The following is a 16,620-nucleotide window of genomic DNA, read 5'->3' as shown; positions in this document are numbered from 1 at the left end:
TGAACTGTAAGTGATCGTCAGGGCTAATCTGAAAAGTATCAGTAAATCAATCGGCTAAAGTGTCTCGTTTTCTCATCTGCCTTGTAACCTGATCTTTATCTGAAAAATAACCAAATACAGACAGATACGCATTACACCACGCCGCTCACCCCGCAGGATCAACGGCATGTTAAATTTTATGAGCGCGTTGTCCTGATGAAACAAAAAGAGCTATGGATTAATCAGATCAAAGGGTTATGTATTTGCCTGGTGGTGGTTTATCACTCGGTTGTTACCTTTTATCCGCATCTGACCACTTTCCAGCATCCGTTATCGGAAGTCTTGAGCAAATGCTGGATCTATTTCAATCTTTACCTTGCACCCTTTCGGATGCCGGTCTTTTTCTTTATATCCGGCTATTTGATTCGCCGCTACATCGACAGCGTGCCGTGGGGTAATTGTGTCGATAAACGCATCTGGAGCATCTTTTGGGTGCTGGCGCTTTGGGGCATTGTCCAGTGGCTGGCGTTGAGCGCGCTCAACCAATGGCTGGCACCAGAGCGCGATTTAAACAATACCGCCAATGCTGCTTATGCCGATTCCACCGGCGAGTTCCTGCATGGGATGGCCACCGCCAGCACCAGCTTGTGGTATCTGTATGCCTTAATCGTCTATTTCGTGGTGTGTAAAGCTTTTAACCGCCAGGCTCTGCCGTTATTCGCCCTGTTTGTACTGATGAGCGTGGCTGTTAATTTCGTTCCCACACCGTGGTGGGGGATGAACAGTGTGATCCGCAATTTGCCTTATTACAGTCTTGGCGCATGGTTTGGCTCAACGTTGATGACCTACGTTAAAGAGGTGCCGCTACGTCGCCATCTGTTGATAGCAGTGCTGCTGGCTGTTCTGGCGATCGGAGCCTGGTTGTTGAACGTGTCGCTACTACTGTCGCTGGTGTCGATTGTGGTGATTATGAAGCTGTTTTATCAGTTCGAGCAGCGCTTCGGTATGCGTTCCCTCAGCCTGTTGAATGTGATTGGTTCCAACACCATCGCCATCTACACCACCCATCGCATTCTGGTAGAGATATTCAGCTTAAGTCTGATTCCGCAAATAAACGCGGCGCGCTGGTCGCCGCCAATCGAACTGGCGCTCCTGCTGGTTTATCCCTTTGTCAGTTTGTTGATTTGCACACTGGCTGGCTTGCTGGTGCGAAAATTTTCACAACGCGCATTCAACGATCTGTTGTTCTCCCCGCCTTCTCTGCCTGCAACCAGTTACTCTCGCTAAGCCATCGCCCCAGCCGGGGCGATTCAATTTGCTAAACCATGTCGATTCCGGATAATGAACAGCATTGCTTATCAGAGATATGCCCCCATATGTTGAGGCATATCCTAACGAGACTCTGACAACTGTTATGCCTGAACAATATCGTTATACGCTGCCCGTCAAAGCGGGTGAGCAGCGTCTGCTGGGCGAGTTAACCGGAGCTGCCTGCGCGACGCTGGTAGCCGAAATTGCCGAACGTCACGCCGGACCGGTGGTGCTTATTGCACCAGATATGCAAAATGCCCTGCGTTTGCACGATGAAATCAGCCAGTTCACCGACCAGATGGTGATGAACCTGGCGGACTGGGAAACCCTCCCCTACGACAGTTTTTCGCCTCATCAGGACATTATCTCCTCGCGTCTTTCCACCCTTTACCAGTTACCATCAATGCAGCGTGGCGTACTGATTGTTCCGGTGAATACGCTTATGCAGCGCGTTTGCCCGCACAGTTTTCTCCACGGCCATGCGCTGGTAATGAAAAAAGGTCAGCGGTTATCGCGCGATGCATTGCGTACCCAACTGGACAGCGCCGGTTATCGCCATGTTGATCAGGTGATGGAGCACGGCGAATACGCCACGCGTGGTGCGTTGCTGGATCTTTTTCCAATGGGCAGCGAACTGCCTTATCGTCTTGATTTTTTTGATGATGAAATCGACAGCCTGCGGGTATTTGACGTCGACAGCCAGCGCACGCTGGAAGAAGTGGAAGCCATCAACCTGCTGCCCGCACATGAATTTCCGACCGATAAAGCGGCGATTGAGCTGTTCCGCAGTCAGTGGCGCGATACTTTTGAGGTGAAACGCGATCCGGAACATATTTACCAGCAAGTGAGTAAAGGCACGCTGCCTGCCGGGATCGAATACTGGCAGCCGCTGTTCTTCAGCGAACCGCTGCCGCCACTGTTCAGTTATTTCCCGGCCAATACGTTACTGGTGAATACCGGCGATCTGGAAAACAGTGCCGAACGTTTCCAGGCCGATACGCTGGCGCGTTTTGAAAGTCGCGGCGTCGATCCGATGCGACCGCTATTGCCGCCACAATCGCTCTGGCTGCGAGTGGATGAACTTTTCTCGGCGTTAAAAAACTGGCCTCGCGTGCAGCTTAAAACCGAGCATTTACCGACGAAAGCAGCGAATGCCAATTTAGGTTTTCAGAAACTGCCAGACCTGGCCATTCAGGCGCAACAAAAAGCGCCGCTGGATGCGCTGCGTAAATTTCTCGAATCCTTCGATGGCCCGGTGGTGTTCTCGGTAGAAAGTGAAGGCCGCCGCGAAGCACTCGGGGAACTGCTCGCCCGAATCAAAATTGCCCCGCAACGCATTATGCGTCTCGATGAGGCCAGCGAGCGTGGGCGTTATCTGATGATCGGTGCTGCCGAACATGGTTTTATCGATACAGTACGTCATCTGGCGCTGATTTGTGAAAGCGATCTGCTCGGTGAACGTGTTGCCCGTCGTCGTCAGGACTCTCGTCGCGCCATCAACCCAGACACGCTGATCCGCAACCTCGCGGAGCTGCATATCGGCCAGCCGGTTGTTCACCTGGAACATGGCGTCGGGCGCTATGCCGGAATGACCACGCTGGAGGCTGGCGGCATTACGGGCGAGTATCTGATGCTCACCTACGCCAACGACGCCAAACTGTATGTTCCGGTGTCATCGCTGCACCTGATTAGCCGTTACGCCGGTGGCGCAGAAGAAAACGCTCCGCTGCATAAACTTGGCGGAGATGTGTGGTCACGGGCGCGGCAGAAAGCGGCGGAAAAAGTGCGTGATGTGGCAGCGGAACTACTGGATATCTACGCCCAACGCGCTGCCAAAGAAGGCTTCGCGTTTAAACACGATCGCGAACAATATCAATTGTTCTGCGACAGCTTCCCGTTCGAAACCACGCCGGATCAGGCGCAGGCCATCAACGCAGTTCTTAGCGACATGTGTCGGCCACTGGCAATGGATCGTCTGGTGTGCGGTGACGTTGGCTTTGGTAAAACGGAAGTGGCGATGCGTGCCGCTTTCCTGGCGGTGGAAAACCACAAGCAGGTGGCAGTGCTGGTGCCAACCACCCTCCTCGCCCAACAACACTACGACAACTTCCGCGACCGTTTTGCTAACTGGCCGGTGCGCATCGAAATGATCTCCCGTTTCCGCAGCGCCAAAGAACAGGCGCAAATCCTTACGGAAGTGGCGGAAGGGAAAATCGATATTTTGATCGGCACGCACAAACTGCTGCAAAACGACGTCAAGTTTAAAGATTTGGGCTTGCTGATTGTCGATGAAGAACACCGCTTTGGTGTCCGTCATAAAGAACGCATTAAAGCGATGCGCGCGAACGTCGACATACTGACGCTCACCGCGACACCAATTCCGCGCACGCTGAACATGGCAATGAGTGGAATGCGCGATCTGTCAATTATCGCCACACCGCCCGCCCGTCGTCTGGCGGTCAAAACGTTTGTCCGCGAGTACGACAGCCTGGTCGTCCGGGAGGCCGTCCTGCGTGAAATTTTGCGTGGGGGACAGGTTTATTATCTCTACAATGACGTGGAAAACATCCAGAAAGCCGCCGAACGGCTGGCGGAACTGGTGCCAGAAGCACGAATTGCCATCGGTCACGGGCAGATGCGTGAGCGCGAACTGGAACGGGTGATGAATGATTTCCATCACCAGCGTTTCAACGTGCTGGTTTGTACCACAATTATCGAAACTGGGATCGACATTCCTACCGCCAACACCATTATCATTGAACGCGCGGATCATTTCGGTCTGGCGCAGTTGCACCAGTTGCGCGGTCGCGTCGGACGCTCACACCATCAGGCGTATGCGTGGCTGCTGACGCCACATCCGAAAGCGATGACTCCCGATGCGCAAAAACGTCTCGAGGCGATTGCGTCTCTGGAAGACCTTGGCGCGGGCTTTGCGCTGGCAACTCACGATCTGGAGATTCGCGGTGCGGGTGAACTGCTCGGTGAAGAACAAAGTGGTTCGATGGAAACCATCGGTTTCTCGCTGTATATGGAGTTGCTGGAAAACGCCGTTGATGCGCTGAAAGCCGGACGCGAGCCGTCGCTGGAAGATCTCACCAGCCAGCAAACGGAAGTCGAACTGCGAATGCCGTCGCTACTGCCGGACGATTTCATCCCTGACGTGAATACACGTCTGTCGTTCTATAAACGCATTGCCAGCGCCAAAACGGAAAATGAACTGGAAGAGATCAAAGTAGAGCTTATCGATCGCTTCGGCCTGCTGCCGGATCCGGCACGTACTCTGCTGGAGATTGCCCGCCTGCGCCAGCAAGCGCAGAAGCTGGGGATCCGGAAGCTGGAGGGGAATGAGAAAGGCGGCGTGATCGAATTTGCCGAGAAGAATCACGTGAATCCAGCCTGGTTGATTGGTTTGCTGCAAAAACAGCCGCAGCACTATCGTCTCGATGGCCCGACGCGCCTGAAGTTTATTCAGGATTTGAGCGAGCGGAAACAACGTATCGACTGGGTGCGCCAGTTTATGCGTGAGCTGGAAGAGAACGCCATCGCGTAGTAATAAATCGGGGGGCGGTTATGCCCCCTTTAGACACAAAGCATAAACAAAATTTGCTACGCTTATCAGGCCTACCGTGTATTGAATTTGCAGGCGGATAAGGCGTTCACGCCGCATCAGGCATGAACCAGCATCTCTCCTAATATTTACAAATTCTTTGCACTTCCCTGCACTACCCGACACTGCCACCATTCATAATTCATACTTATCTTTTTATTACAATAACCTTATATTTTTTATGGATTTTTGGTGATGATCAAAACGCGTTTTTCTCGCTGGCTGACGTATTTTACGTTCGCCGCAGCCGTAGCACTGGCGCTACCGGCAAAAGCCAATACCTGGCCGCTGCCGCCTGCGGGTAGTCGTCTGGTTGGTGAAAACAAATTTCATGTGGTGGAGAATGACGGTGGTTCGCTGGAAGCCATCGCCAAAAAATATAACGTCGGTTTCCTGGCGCTGTTACAGGCCAACCCTGGCGTTGATCCGTATGTACCACGAGCCGGAAGCGTGTTAACGATTCCGTTGCAAACGCTGCTGCCGGATGCGCCACGTGAAGGCATTGTGATCAATATTGCAGAGTTACGTCTCTATTATTATCCACCGGGTAAAAATTCGGTGACCGTATATCCGATCGGCATTGGCCAGTTAGGCGGAGACACATTGACGCCAACAATGGTAACTACCGTTTCGGACAAGCGAGCTAACCCAACATGGACACCTACCGCAAACATCCGCGCCCGTTATAAAGCCCAGGGCATCGAACTTCCGGCTGTTGTTCCGGCAGGACCGGATAATCCGATGGGGCATCATGCGATCCGTCTGGCGGCCTATGGCGGCGTTTATTTACTTCACGGTACAAACGCCGATTTCGGCATTGGTATGCGGGTAAGTTCCGGCTGTATTCGTCTGCGCGATGACGATATCAAAACACTTTTCAGCCAGGTCACCCCTGGCACCAAAGTGAACATTATCAACACACCGATTAAAGTCTCTGCCGAGCCAAATGGCGCACGCCTGGTAGAAGTGCATCAGCCTCTGTCAGAGAAGATTGATGACAATCCGCAATTGTTGCCGATTACGCTCAATAGTGCGATGCAGGCATTTAAAAATGCAGCGCAAACTGACGCCGAAGTAATGCAGCATGTGATGGATGTACGTTCAGGAATGCCGGTGGATGTACGCCGTCATCAAGTGAACCAACAAGCGTTGTAAATACCGGATAAAAAAATCCCCGCGGCACGGCATGTCGCGGGGAAAAAAAGCAGCAGTAGCGGGCATTAATGAGGGTTAATGCTTATTTATAAATTACTGCCGTTCCATGAAGGGTATTCGGGCCGGTTACTGAAGTAATACGGAAAGATTTTGCGCCCATCTCATCCGCTTTTTGTGCCAGTTGTTCTTCCAGCGATCCCAGATTTGTCCCCGCGTTAGCACTGATAGTACCCACTTTTTGTTGACCTTCTGGTGTTGCCTGAACTTCGACAGCCGCAAAGCTGGCAAATGACATGGAGCTTAAAATCGCCGCAGTGATGAGGGTTTTTACGTTTTTCATAATAGTGACCTTATGCAGATGAATGGCGTCGCAAGCAATTACTTAACGATCGATAACTAAATGATAGATGTGATCTGGATCACATACAAGATATTTTTTATAACATTCATTAATTAAATTAAAATTCTTTAAATTTCAGTTAAATAGAGAGCAATTATTTTTCTGCTCTCTGGACTGGTGAACGGTGGTGATTATTTTTATAATAATCATTCATTCACAGCTACAAGGTACAACGGCATCATGGCAACTGACTCAGCACATTGTGTAAAAAAAAGCCGTGGCCGCCCCAAAATGTTCGACAGGGAAGCCGCGCTTGATAAGGCTATGAAACTGTTCTGGCTGCACGGTTATGAAGCAACTTCCCTTGCCGATCTCGTCGAAGCGACCGGAGCCAAAGCGCCGACGCTGTATGCGGAATTCACCAACAAAGAGGGATTATTCCGCGCCGTACTTGACCGCTATATCGACCGTTTTGCCGCAAAGCACGAAGCGCAATTGTTTTGTGAAGAGAAAAGCGTGGAGTCTGCACTGGCAGACTATTTCGCCGCCATCGCGAGCTGTTTTACCAGTAAAGACACCCCTGCAGGTTGCTTTATGATTAACAACTGCGCCACGCTCTCCCCGGATTCTGGAGATATCGCCCATACCGTAAAGTCACGCCACGCGATGCAGGAACGCACCTTGCAACAGTTTTTATGTCAACGCCAGGCTCGCGGGGAAATTCCTGCCCACTGTGACGTAACGCATCTTGCGGAATTTCTTAATTGTATAATTCAGGGGATGTCGATCAGTGCCCGGGAAGGCGCATCGCTGGAAAAACTAATGCAGATTTCGCGGACAACATTGCGCTTATGGCCAGCGCTGGTGAAATAAGACGCAAAAAAAGCCCCTCAGCCTGAGCGAATGAGGGGCTAAATTGCAGAGTACAGCTTTTTTATACTTTGTTATTCAGAACCAGTTGTCCGTTGTTATCCAATGGGATTTGTGTGCCCGGATCGCTACCCATGCGGATTTTGCCCTGCTGATCGCCAATCTTATAGGTCACGTCATATCCCAGCATTTTTTCTGACTTGTCATATACCGTTTTACAACGCTGTTGGGTGGTCGTGTAAGTATCGCTTTCCTGGAGAGAGCCCTGAATCTGATTACCGGCATACCCACCACCAAGCGCCCCCACAACGGTGGCAACATCTTTACCGCGCCCACCGCCAAACTGATGCCCTATAACCCCGCCCGCCACAGCGCCCAGAACCGAACCGGCGATGCGATTTTCATCCTGCACCGGTCGGCGGTGAGTCACCGTGACGTTGCGGCACTCCTGGCGCGGTGTTTTAACTGTTTCCTTGATTGGGATTGCAGAAACAACCTGAGCGTATTGCGGGCCACGTTCAAACACGTTCAGACTGGCTACTGCCGCTACGCCGAGCGCAGCCGCGACACCAATCCCGATACCCGCCAACATTGATTTATTCACGGGAACACCTCCTTCTTTGCAGTTATGCCAATCATGCAAGCGAAGAGGAAAAGCCGCTATCAGACAGAAGATGAAAAACGCGGGAATAGCAGGAAATACTGAATGATTCAGATGAGTCTGAAGGGATGCCTGATGCGACACTTAACGCGTCTTATCAGGCTCACAAATCGTCCTCTTCCTGTAAGGGCGGATGAGGCGTTCACACCACATCCGCCAGTACAAGCCAATTAATGCAGTTTCAGACGCGGACGGATCACGCGGTTAATGCTACCTACCAGCATCATCAGCCCCGTTTTAAAGTAGCCATGCAGCGCAATCTGATGCATGCGGTACAGCGAAACGTACACAAAACGCGCAATACGTCCTTCAATCATCATCGAACCTCGGGTCAGGTTACCCATCAGGCTACCAACGGTAGAGAAGTTCGACAGTGATACCAGCGAACCGTGATCCTTATACTGATAATTTTTTAGTGGTTTACCGTTCATCTGCGCCAGAATATTGTTCATTGCGCAGGTAGCCATCTGATGTGCGGCCTGGGCGCGCGGCGGTACAAAGCCCCCTTCCGGACGCGGACACGACGCACAGTCGCCAATGGCATAAATGTCTGGATCGCGCGTGGTTTGCAGCGTCGGTTCCACCACCAGTTGGTTGATACGGTTGGTTTCCAGCCCACCAATATCTTTCAGGAAATCCGGCGCTTTAATTCCGGCAGCCCACACCATCAGATCGGCCTGAATATATTCGCCATCTTTAGTGTGCAAACCGCCTTCATCGGCACTGGTCACCATCGTTTGCGTCAGTACGCGAACGCCCAGTTTCGTTAACTCACTGTGAGCCGCAGCAGAGATACGTGGCGGCAATGCTGGCAAAATTCGCTCGCCCGCTTCCACCAGCGTTACATTCAGGGCTTCGTTGGTCAGCCCTTTGTAACCGTAACTATGTAGTTGTTTCACCGCATTGTGCAGTTCGGCAGAGAGTTCCACGCCAGTAGCGCCGCCGCCGACAATCGCAATGTTCACTTTGCCATTGGCGCCCAAATTAGCAGAGTACTTCAGGAACAGATTCAGCATCTCCTGGTGGAAACGACGCGCCTGGTGCGGGTTATCGAGGAAAATGCAGTTCTCTTTTACACCCGGCGTATTGAAATCGTTGGAGGTGCTGCCCAATGCCATTACCAGCGTGTCATAGGCAATTTTGCGTTCAGGCACCAGCAGTTCGCCTTTTTCGTCGCGCAGTTCAGCAATGGTGATTGTTTTCGCTTCACGATCGATATCAACCACAGAACCTAACTGGAACTGGAAACCATGATTACGTGCATGGGCCAGATAGCTCAGCGCATCAACGCCTTCATCGAGCGATCCAGTCGCCACTTCGTGCAGCAGCGGTTTCCACAGATGGCTGTGGTTACGATCTACCAGCGTAATTTTGGCTTTTTTCTTGCGCCCCAACTTATGTCCAAGCTGTGTCGCCATTTCCAGCCCACCAGCACCGCCGCCGACAATCACAATCTTTTTCAATGGCGTAGTCAACGTGACCCCCTTAAATTTATTAACCAATTGTTAATTAATGGTTATGATCATAGCCCTTAATTAACAGCAGGTTACAGTGATGAAAATGTTCTTCGCTATTGAGAATAACATGAATGGTGCATTGGTCATACCAAAATTGATGTGAATCAAGTTTTGTTGCTGAAAAGATAATCGGATTTACCGGATGAGATCAAAAAACACAGTGCTTTGTTTATTGTTCAAGCAGCTTCGGGAGAGTGAAACAGGGTGAGGTGTTAGGCCTGATAAGATGCACATCAGACATTGGTGCACGGCTGTCGGATGCGGCGTGGACGCCTTATCCGACCTACAGAATCCGGGGCGCATCAGATAGCGGCAAGGTTACCTGATGCGACCGATGATAGCTTTTAACCGAGGGTTTTGAACGCTTTAATACGCTGCAAATGCGGGGAGATGTTTTTGAACTTGTGCGTCTGCTCTTCGTCCCAGACAATCTCGTAATAATGATGCAACTCTTCAGATGTCCGCTGGCTATTAAGCGCTTCATCGTGACGCGACAAGATCACCAGGCAACGATCGCGATTCTTCTCGCGGAAGTTGGTCACACACTTAGTAGCAATATCAGCGTACTCTTCCGGGCGATCAATCTTCCCTTCCATGTTTTCATAAGGGAACAGATTAGGGTTGAAGATCACCTGGCGGATATCACAGAGAAAACCAATCCGCTCCGCCCAGTAACCCCCCAGCCCAACACCGCAAATTAACGGGCGCTCGTCAACATTCAGTTGCAGCATTTTGTCCACTTCTTTGAGCAGATGCTGCATATCGTGTTTCGGGTGCAGAGTGCTGTAGCTTATCAGCCGTACATCGGGATCAATAAACTGCAATTGTAAGACTTTTTCGTGGTTACCCGGACTGTTAGAGTCAAAACCGTGTAAATAGATAATCATCGCTTCCTCACATAAGCCAGGGTTAGTGACTTGCTTTCTCTTCCTGCCAGCGTTCATGTAACTGATTCAGACGGGCGCTGATCTCTTTCCAGCGAGCCAAGTCCATCAGTTCCTGTCGCGAAAATGAACCTTTATGATACAAACGTGTAACACGTTCTGCCTTGATCGGTGACAGATTATCTAACACGCTGACGGCCCCTTTACGATTATTGCAGACCAGGATCATATCGCAACCCGCATCCAGTGATGCCTGCCCACGTTCAGCATAACTGCCCATAATCGCTGCGCCTTCCATCGATAAATCGTCAGAGAAAATCACACCGTCAAAACCCAGTTCCTGACGTAAAACGGTCTTAAGCCAGTGGGGAGATCCGCTCGCCGGACGCGGATCAACATCACTGTAGATCACATGCGCAGGCATAATGGCGTCGAGTTTATTTTCGCGAATTAACGTGCTGAAGACTGACATATCTTTGGCACGAATTTCCGCTTGCGGACGCGGATCACACGGCGTCTCTTTATGTGAGTCAGCAGTTACTGCGCCGTGACCAGGAAAGTGTTTACCGGTGGTTTTCATTCCGGCTTCATGCATACCATCAATAAATCGGCTGGCGATTGCGAGGGCTTTTTCTGGATCAGCATGATAAGAACGCTCACCAATCGCCGCGCTGATATGCCCTACGTCCAGCACTGGCGCAAAGCTGATATCAATATCCATAGCGATCATTTCGCTGGCCATTAACCAACCCGCCTCTTGCGCCAGTTTGCCACCCTCTTCCATTCCCAGCAGTGCAGCGAATGATTGCGCCGCCGGTAAGCAGGTAAAACCCTCACGAAAACGCTGCACACGCCCACCTTCCTGATCCACCGCCACCACCAGGTGATTGCGCGAAGCTGCTCGGATCTGACGCACCAGTTCGCGTAACTGCTCTGGATCGTGATAGTTACGCGTAAAGAGAATCAGCCCTCCGACCAGCGGATGCGCGAGAATCTCACGCTCTTCCGCGTCCAGTTCGTAACCTTCAACATCCAACATTACTGGACCCACACTGCTCTCCTTATTGTTTTATTGATAGCTGCCGCCAGGTGTCATTGGCCAGCCTGATAAATTGTTGATCGCCGGTTTGTTGCCAGCGGTACTCAAACCACCCTGCTTTCAGCATCAGCAACCAGGGAAACCAGCGCCTGACCTGACGCCACAATTGCGCCGGATTAATCTTCGCCCGCACGGCATAATCATTAACCAACCGTCGGTGCTGGTCAGTATTTTCCACCCACACCGCCGCCAGTTCCAGCGCGATATCGCCATCACCGGCATACTCCCAGTCGATGAGTTTTAACCCTGACGCGCTATGCACCAGGTTTCCGGCATGAACATCCATATGCAACGGACTCAGGCGTAGTGGCTGTGGTTCCCGCGCTTTGCGCAGACGTTTCAACATTCGCAGCCACCCCGTTGTTCGCCGCGCAGGATCGCTTTGCTGCCAGTACAGTTCCAGTAGCGGCAACAACGTTACTCGCCAGCCAAAACGCGGTTGTTGATGCAAATAATACAGCAAGCCAGCCAGTTCGTCGGTATCTGGCAATTGCGTTTTTACCTCGCCGGGTAAATAGTCAACCACCATCCAGCCACGAAGATATAAATGCGGCTTTGGCGCAAGGTATGCAGGTAATTGTGATAACACCCGATACTGACGTAAAAACGCGGACTGCGACGCATCAGGATCGTGCGGCTGACGCACAACAAAACGCTGATCCTTATATTCAATGAGAAAACTCCCGCCGCTAAGCCCATGATTAAACGTCGCGACGGGATGATACTGCGGAAAATAGCGCGACAGTAATTCGTCGCGCGTGATGGGATTATTGCTGCTGAACGGCACCTTTACCTGACCAAATAATTTCGCCCGTCTGCACCAACATCAGTTGCATTTGTAGGGTCGGTGCATTGACGTTGCCAGAGGCACTGGAGTAAAGCACGTAATGAGCTCCGACATTGCGAGCAATGCCTATGGCTTTACTACGCGTACCTAAACTGTCCTGCGGCGACAAACCAAGCTGCTGCTTAGCCATAGAAAGCTGCTGAGCGGAAACAAGGGTAAATTTACCGTTATTGGCCAGCGCATTACGCAGCGTTTCAGTCGCTTCTCCGGTATTCAGCGAACCGTTAGTACGGTTGTTAACGCTATCAACCAGCAGAACGCTCCCCGCAGTCACGCCATCAGCCCCAAGCATCTTACTGACCATTGGTTGCATTGCGCCATTCCAGTCATAATGACGAATATGCGGTGCAGGAGGCGCGGTTTGATCTTCGTGCTCAATTGGCCCTGGCTGCTGCGGGATCGTCGGCACCGATGGCACCGTGGGTACTGGCTGTTGCGGCTCGGCAGGTTGCTCCGGCGCAGGTTTCACCTCTTCTACCGGTGCGGGTTCACGTGGCCCCACACACCCGGCGAGAAACATCGCCAGCGCGGTGATTAAGGCGTAGCGACTCATTTTTGTCATCAAGATTCACCCCTTACAAATAAATATAAAGTCTGACTTTGTGCGCCCCAAGATAATTGGCGCTGCCGTACAGAGTCACCGCTGAACGCGCGGGAATCGTGACACTGCGTGGCGTTTCCAGAGGATGCATCTCCAGCCCTCTGGCGTCATACCAATAAAAACGATAATGAACGGTAACGGGTTCTTGCCTTTCGTTATAGAGCGTCGAGGATGCTGAAGACTGAATGTCAGACATTGAAAAAACAGGCTTTTCTGCGCTGATACCAGCAGCCAGAAGTGATGACTCCATCACCAGAGATTGTTCATCATTCACCGGAATTTCCGGATGTGAGCGACAACCCACCAGCAATAACAGCGCCAGAGACACCAGCCCAAAGCATCCTTTTCTCATCGTTACAGACCTTTATGCGCCAGCATTGGCCCCAACGGACGACCACCCAGCAGGTGCATATGGATGTGGTACACCTCTTGTCCACCATAACGGTTGGTATTCATGATCAAACGGTAACCATCTTCGGCAATCCCTTCCTGCTCAGCGATTTTTGCCGCCACGGTGATCATGCGCCCCAGCGCCTGCTCATGCTCGGTTGACACGTCATTCACGGTAGGAATGAGGATATTAGGAATGATCAGAATATGTGTTGGCGCTTGCGGCGAAATATCGCGAAACGCCGTTACCAGATCATCCTGGTAAACGATATCGGAGGGGATCTCACGACGAATAATTTTGCTGAAAATAGTTTCTTCTGCCACGACATTTTCCTTTTTCATAATAGCCATGCGTTGCGCCATGCTACGCCGCGCCACACTGCGAGTATAGAGTATGGTCGAGTTAAACCCGCTCTTTCAACCTTAACTCACAATTTATTAAGCAAAAAATCGCTTTACTGCCGCATACATCGCTATTATTCCCATTTCCGCCTGCTAATGAACCGAAAACATGATTTCTCTTTAGTTTATATATTAAACAGGGATACACAGCCGCCATTGTTACCCGCCTGTATTGCGTTGGCATTATTCTTTCGCGCCGAAAACGACAGTTGATCTGTTCACCCGTTATCAGGTGACAAAAAACTTCTCGTTACAGGGGAACGTCAATAACCTGTTCGATAAAACCTATGATACCAACGTAGAAGGTTCTATCGTCTACAGCACACCGCGTAATTTCAGCATTACCGGAACGTACCCGTTCTGATTGACGCCAGTAAAAAAGGCAGCCATTCGGCTGCCTTAGTCTCCCCAACATCTTACGGATTAGTGGTTACGGATGTACTCATCCATTTCAGTTTTCAGGTTATCGGATTTAGTACCGAAAATCGCCTGAACACCAGAACCAGCAACCACTACGCCCGCTGCGCCCAGTTTTTTCAGGCCAGCCTGATCCACTTTGGACACATCAGCAACGCTGACGCGCAAACGGGTAATACATGCGTCGAGGTTAGTGATGTTTTCTTTACCGCCAAATGCGGCAACCAGAGCCGGTGCCATTTCGCTAGTACCGGTTGCTTTCGCATCTTCAGTTGCGTCTTCACGGCCCGGCGTTTTCAGATCCAGAGCTTTAATCAGCACGCGGAAGATAGTGTAGTAAACAATCGCATAACCGATACCGACAATCGGGAACAGCCACAGGTTGCTGCTGTTACCAGACAGTACGATAAAGTCAATCAGACCGTGCGAGAACGAAGTACCGTCACGCATCCCCAGCAGAATACAGATTGGGAATGCCAGACCTGCCAAAATCGCGTGGATGATGTACAGGATCGGCGCAACGAACATGAAGGAGAACTCGATCGGCTCGGTGATACCGGTCAGGAACGAGGTCAGTGCCGCGGAGATCATGATACCGCCCACTTTAGCGCGGTTTTCTGGTTTAGCAGAGTGCCAGATAGCAATCGCGGCAGCCGGCAGACCGTACATTTTGAACAGGAAGCCGCCAGACAGTTTACCCGCAGTCGGGTCACCCGCCATATAACGCGGAATATCGCCGTGGAACACCTGACCTGCGGCATTGGTGTATTCACCAATCTGCATCTGGAAAGGTACGTTCCAGATGTGGTGCAGACCAAACGGTACCAGGCAGCGTTCGATGAAGCCGTAGATACCAAACGCAACTACCGGGTTCTGGTAAGCAGCCCACTGGGAGAAGGTCTGGATTGCGGAACCAATTGGCGGCCAAATGAAGGACAGCACAACGCCAGTAAAGATGGCAGCCAGGCCAGAAATGATCGGCACAAAGCGTTTACCGGCAAAGAAGCCAAGATACTCAGGCAGCTTAATACGGTAGAAACGGTTAAACATGTACGCTGCAATCGCACCGGAGATGATCCCCCCGAGTACGCCTGTATCCGCCAGATGTTTAGCGGCAATTTCTTCAGCAGGTAAATGCAGTACCAGCGGCGCAACCACGGCCATGGTTTTTACCATGATGCCATAGGCAACAACTGCGGCCAGCGCAGATACGCCATCGTTATTGGTAAAGCCGAGGGCAACACCAATCGCAAAAATCAGTGGCATGTTTGCAAAGACGGAACCGCCTGCTTCTGCCATAACATGCGATACAACGGCGGGTAGCCAGCTGAAATTCGCGGAACCGACGCCCAGCAGAATACCTGCGATAGGCAGTACGGATACCGGCAGCATCAGCGATTTACCGACCTTTTGCAGGTTAGCAAATGCATTCTTAAACATAATTGAGAGTGCTCCTGAGTATGGGTGCTTTTTTAACGTTCTCACGCGTGGCAAGGGGGGAGAGCCTTACCGTATACAGGGCATCTAAGCGCCCCTTATTTATTACACAGAGTAAAATAATTCAATGTTGATTTGTTTGACGGTTATCACGTTTCAACTTCTGGTCATGAGAGAAGTTGCACATTTTGACAAAACATATGTCAAGATATTTCAAACGTGGTTATCCACCGCCCAATTTGCGGCGGTGAACTTTACTCGTTTTACCCATTAATTACGAGCTTAAAAAAAATTCATTCAACAGATGGATTGAAGGCGGGAAGCGTCGATGTGAAACAGACGGGCGAAGTTATCGGTGGTTACCTGCGCCAGTTCTTCAACGGCAACACCTTTCAACACAGCCATGTATTCTGCAACGTCACGAACCATCGCAGGTTGATTCTCTTTTCCTCGATGCGGTACGGGTGCCAGATAAGGTGAGTCAGTTTCGACCAACAACCGATCCAGAGGCACATAGCGCGCGGCATCGCGTAGTTGTTCCGCATTTCGGAAGGTCACAATGCCGGAGAAGGAGATGTAAAATCCGAGATCCAGTAACTTGCCCGCTGTTTCTCTGTCCTCTGTAAAACAGTGTAGTACGCCACCGCAATCCGTCACTCTTTCTTCGCGCAGAATTGCCAGCGTATCGGCACGGGCATCGCGCGTATGAACGATAACCGGTTTGTTCAGTTCGCGGCCAATCTGGATATGGTGAATAAAGGACTCTTGCTGACGCACTTTAGTTTCCGGCGTGTAATAATAATCCAGCCCGGTTTCACCCAGCGCAACAACCCCCTCTTCTGCCGCCAGGCGGCGTAAATCTTCCACATCGTAGGGATCGTTCTGGTTGAGCGGATGTACACCGCAAGAAAATGCAACGTTGTCACGTTCGCCTACCAGATCTCGCATATGCAAGTAACCCGGTAATGTCGTGGCAACCGCCAGACAAAATTTCACATCGCGCGCGGCGGCTTTCGCCAGAACGTCATCCACGTCCTTATGCAAAGATTCATAATTCAGACCATCAAGATGGCAGTGTGAGTCGACTAAAAACATAATGTCTC

Annotated in this window: 15 protein-coding genes and 1 pseudogene; 5 read left to right on the top strand and 11 right to left on the bottom strand. The window is 51.1% G+C overall.

Features of this window, described 5'->3' with window-relative positions; genetic code table 11:
* Positions 1 to 195 precede the first annotated feature (195 nt).
* From A1WG_RS03925 to ldtC, 3 genes are all read left to right on the top strand, one after another.
* Complete coding sequence (locus tag A1WG_RS03925; protein WP_001516199.1) at positions 196 to 1,266, top strand: acyltransferase family protein; 1,071 nt, start codon at positions 196 to 198, stop codon at positions 1,264 to 1,266.
* 127 nt (positions 1,267 to 1,393) lie between these two features.
* Positions 1,394 to 4,840, top strand: coding sequence for a transcription-repair coupling factor (gene mfd, locus A1WG_RS03930; RefSeq protein ID WP_024196607.1), 3,447 nt, complete (start codon positions 1,394 to 1,396; stop codon positions 4,838 to 4,840).
* Positions 4,841 to 5,089: 249 nt separating this feature from the next.
* Complete coding sequence (gene ldtC / locus A1WG_RS03935) at positions 5,090 to 6,052, top strand: L,D-transpeptidase LdtC (protein WP_077633343.1); 963 nt, start codon at positions 5,090 to 5,092, stop codon at positions 6,050 to 6,052.
* Positions 6,053 to 6,134: 82 nt separating this feature from the next.
* Here the strand turns inward: ldtC and bhsA are convergent, their stop codons facing one another.
* Positions 6,135 to 6,392: a multiple stress resistance protein BhsA gene (gene bhsA / locus A1WG_RS03940; RefSeq protein ID WP_001516196.1), complete on the bottom strand. Its 258-nt coding sequence runs from the start codon at positions 6,390 to 6,392 to the stop codon at positions 6,135 to 6,137.
* Between the two features lie 240 nt (positions 6,393 to 6,632).
* Here bhsA and comR point away from each other — a divergent pair, with 240 nt between their 5' ends.
* Positions 6,633 to 7,265, top strand: coding sequence for a TetR family copper-responsive transcriptional repressor ComR (gene comR, locus A1WG_RS03945; RefSeq protein ID WP_000179798.1), 633 nt, complete (start codon positions 6,633 to 6,635; stop codon positions 7,263 to 7,265).
* A 61-nt stretch (positions 7,266 to 7,326) separates the two neighbouring features.
* On the opposite strand, the gene A1WG_RS03950 is transcribed toward comR, so the two are convergent.
* The 8 genes from A1WG_RS03950 to hinT form a co-directional block, all read right to left on the bottom strand.
* A complete protein-coding gene (locus A1WG_RS03950; RefSeq protein ID WP_001516195.1) occupies positions 7,327 to 7,866 on the bottom strand; it encodes a glycine zipper 2TM domain-containing protein in 540 nt (179 codons plus the stop codon).
* Positions 7,867 to 8,093: 227 nt separating this feature from the next.
* Entirely contained in the window at positions 8,094 to 9,398 is a 1,305-nt protein-coding gene (gene ndh / locus A1WG_RS03955; protein ID WP_001516194.1) for an NADH-quinone dehydrogenase, read from the bottom strand.
* 386 nt (positions 9,399 to 9,784) lie between these two features.
* On the bottom strand, positions 9,785 to 10,327 hold the full coding sequence (ycfP, locus tag A1WG_RS03960) for an alpha/beta hydrolase YcfP (protein ID WP_000587920.1): 543 nt from the start codon (positions 10,325 to 10,327) through the stop codon (positions 9,785 to 9,787).
* Positions 10,328 to 10,349: 22 nt separating this feature from the next.
* Positions 10,350 to 11,375: a beta-N-acetylhexosaminidase gene (gene nagZ, locus A1WG_RS03965; RefSeq protein ID WP_000529327.1), complete on the bottom strand. Its 1,026-nt coding sequence runs from the start codon at positions 11,373 to 11,375 to the stop codon at positions 10,350 to 10,352.
* A 10-nt stretch (positions 11,376 to 11,385) separates the two neighbouring features.
* Positions 11,386 to 12,210, bottom strand: a complete 825-nt coding sequence (gene thiK / locus A1WG_RS03970) for a thiamine kinase (RefSeq protein ID WP_001516193.1) — start codon at positions 12,208 to 12,210, stop codon at positions 11,386 to 11,388.
* Positions 12,191 to 12,832 carry a penicillin-binding protein activator LpoB gene (lpoB, locus tag A1WG_RS03975; protein WP_001516192.1) on the bottom strand — a complete coding sequence of 214 codons (642 nt, stop codon included), beginning with the start codon at positions 12,830 to 12,832 and terminating at the stop codon, positions 12,191 to 12,193. Before lpoB ends, thiK begins: the two co-directional genes overlap by 20 nt.
* 13 nt (positions 12,833 to 12,845) lie before the next feature.
* On the bottom strand, positions 12,846 to 13,223 hold the full coding sequence (locus A1WG_RS03980; protein ID WP_001225274.1) for a YcfL family putative periplasmic lipoprotein: 378 nt from the start codon (positions 13,221 to 13,223) through the stop codon (positions 12,846 to 12,848).
* Positions 13,224 to 13,225: 2 nt separating this feature from the next.
* On the bottom strand, positions 13,226 to 13,585 hold the full coding sequence (gene hinT, locus A1WG_RS03985; RefSeq protein ID WP_024191861.1) for a purine nucleoside phosphoramidase: 360 nt from the start codon (positions 13,583 to 13,585) through the stop codon (positions 13,226 to 13,228).
* A 286-nt stretch (positions 13,586 to 13,871) separates the two neighbouring features.
* Here hinT and A1WG_RS0122295 point away from each other — a divergent pair.
* Positions 13,872 to 14,027, top strand: a pseudogene (locus A1WG_RS0122295) (TonB-dependent siderophore receptor); the annotation flags it as partial.
* A gap of 59 nt (positions 14,028 to 14,086) precedes the next feature.
* On the opposite strand, the gene ptsG reads toward A1WG_RS0122295, so the two are convergent.
* Together ptsG and A1WG_RS03995 are read right to left on the bottom strand one after the other, a co-directional pair.
* Positions 14,087 to 15,520, bottom strand: a complete 1,434-nt coding sequence (gene ptsG / locus A1WG_RS03990; RefSeq protein ID WP_000475699.1) for a PTS glucose transporter subunit IIBC — start codon at positions 15,518 to 15,520, stop codon at positions 14,087 to 14,089.
* 294 nt (positions 15,521 to 15,814) lie between these two features.
* The gene (locus A1WG_RS03995; RefSeq protein ID WP_000480281.1) at positions 15,815 to 16,612 is read right to left on the bottom strand and encodes a metal-dependent hydrolase; all 798 of its coding nucleotides are present in this window, start codon (positions 16,610 to 16,612) and stop codon (positions 15,815 to 15,817) included.
* Between the last annotated feature and the right edge of the window lie 8 nt (positions 16,613 to 16,620).

The sequence above is a fragment of the Escherichia sp. KTE96 genome, from assembly GCF_000408525.1.
Classification (GTDB): Bacteria; Pseudomonadota; Gammaproteobacteria; order Enterobacterales; family Enterobacteriaceae; genus Escherichia; species Escherichia marmotae.
Note: the sequence above shows the minus strand (reverse complement) of the source record. Positions and strands in the feature narration are given on the sequence as shown.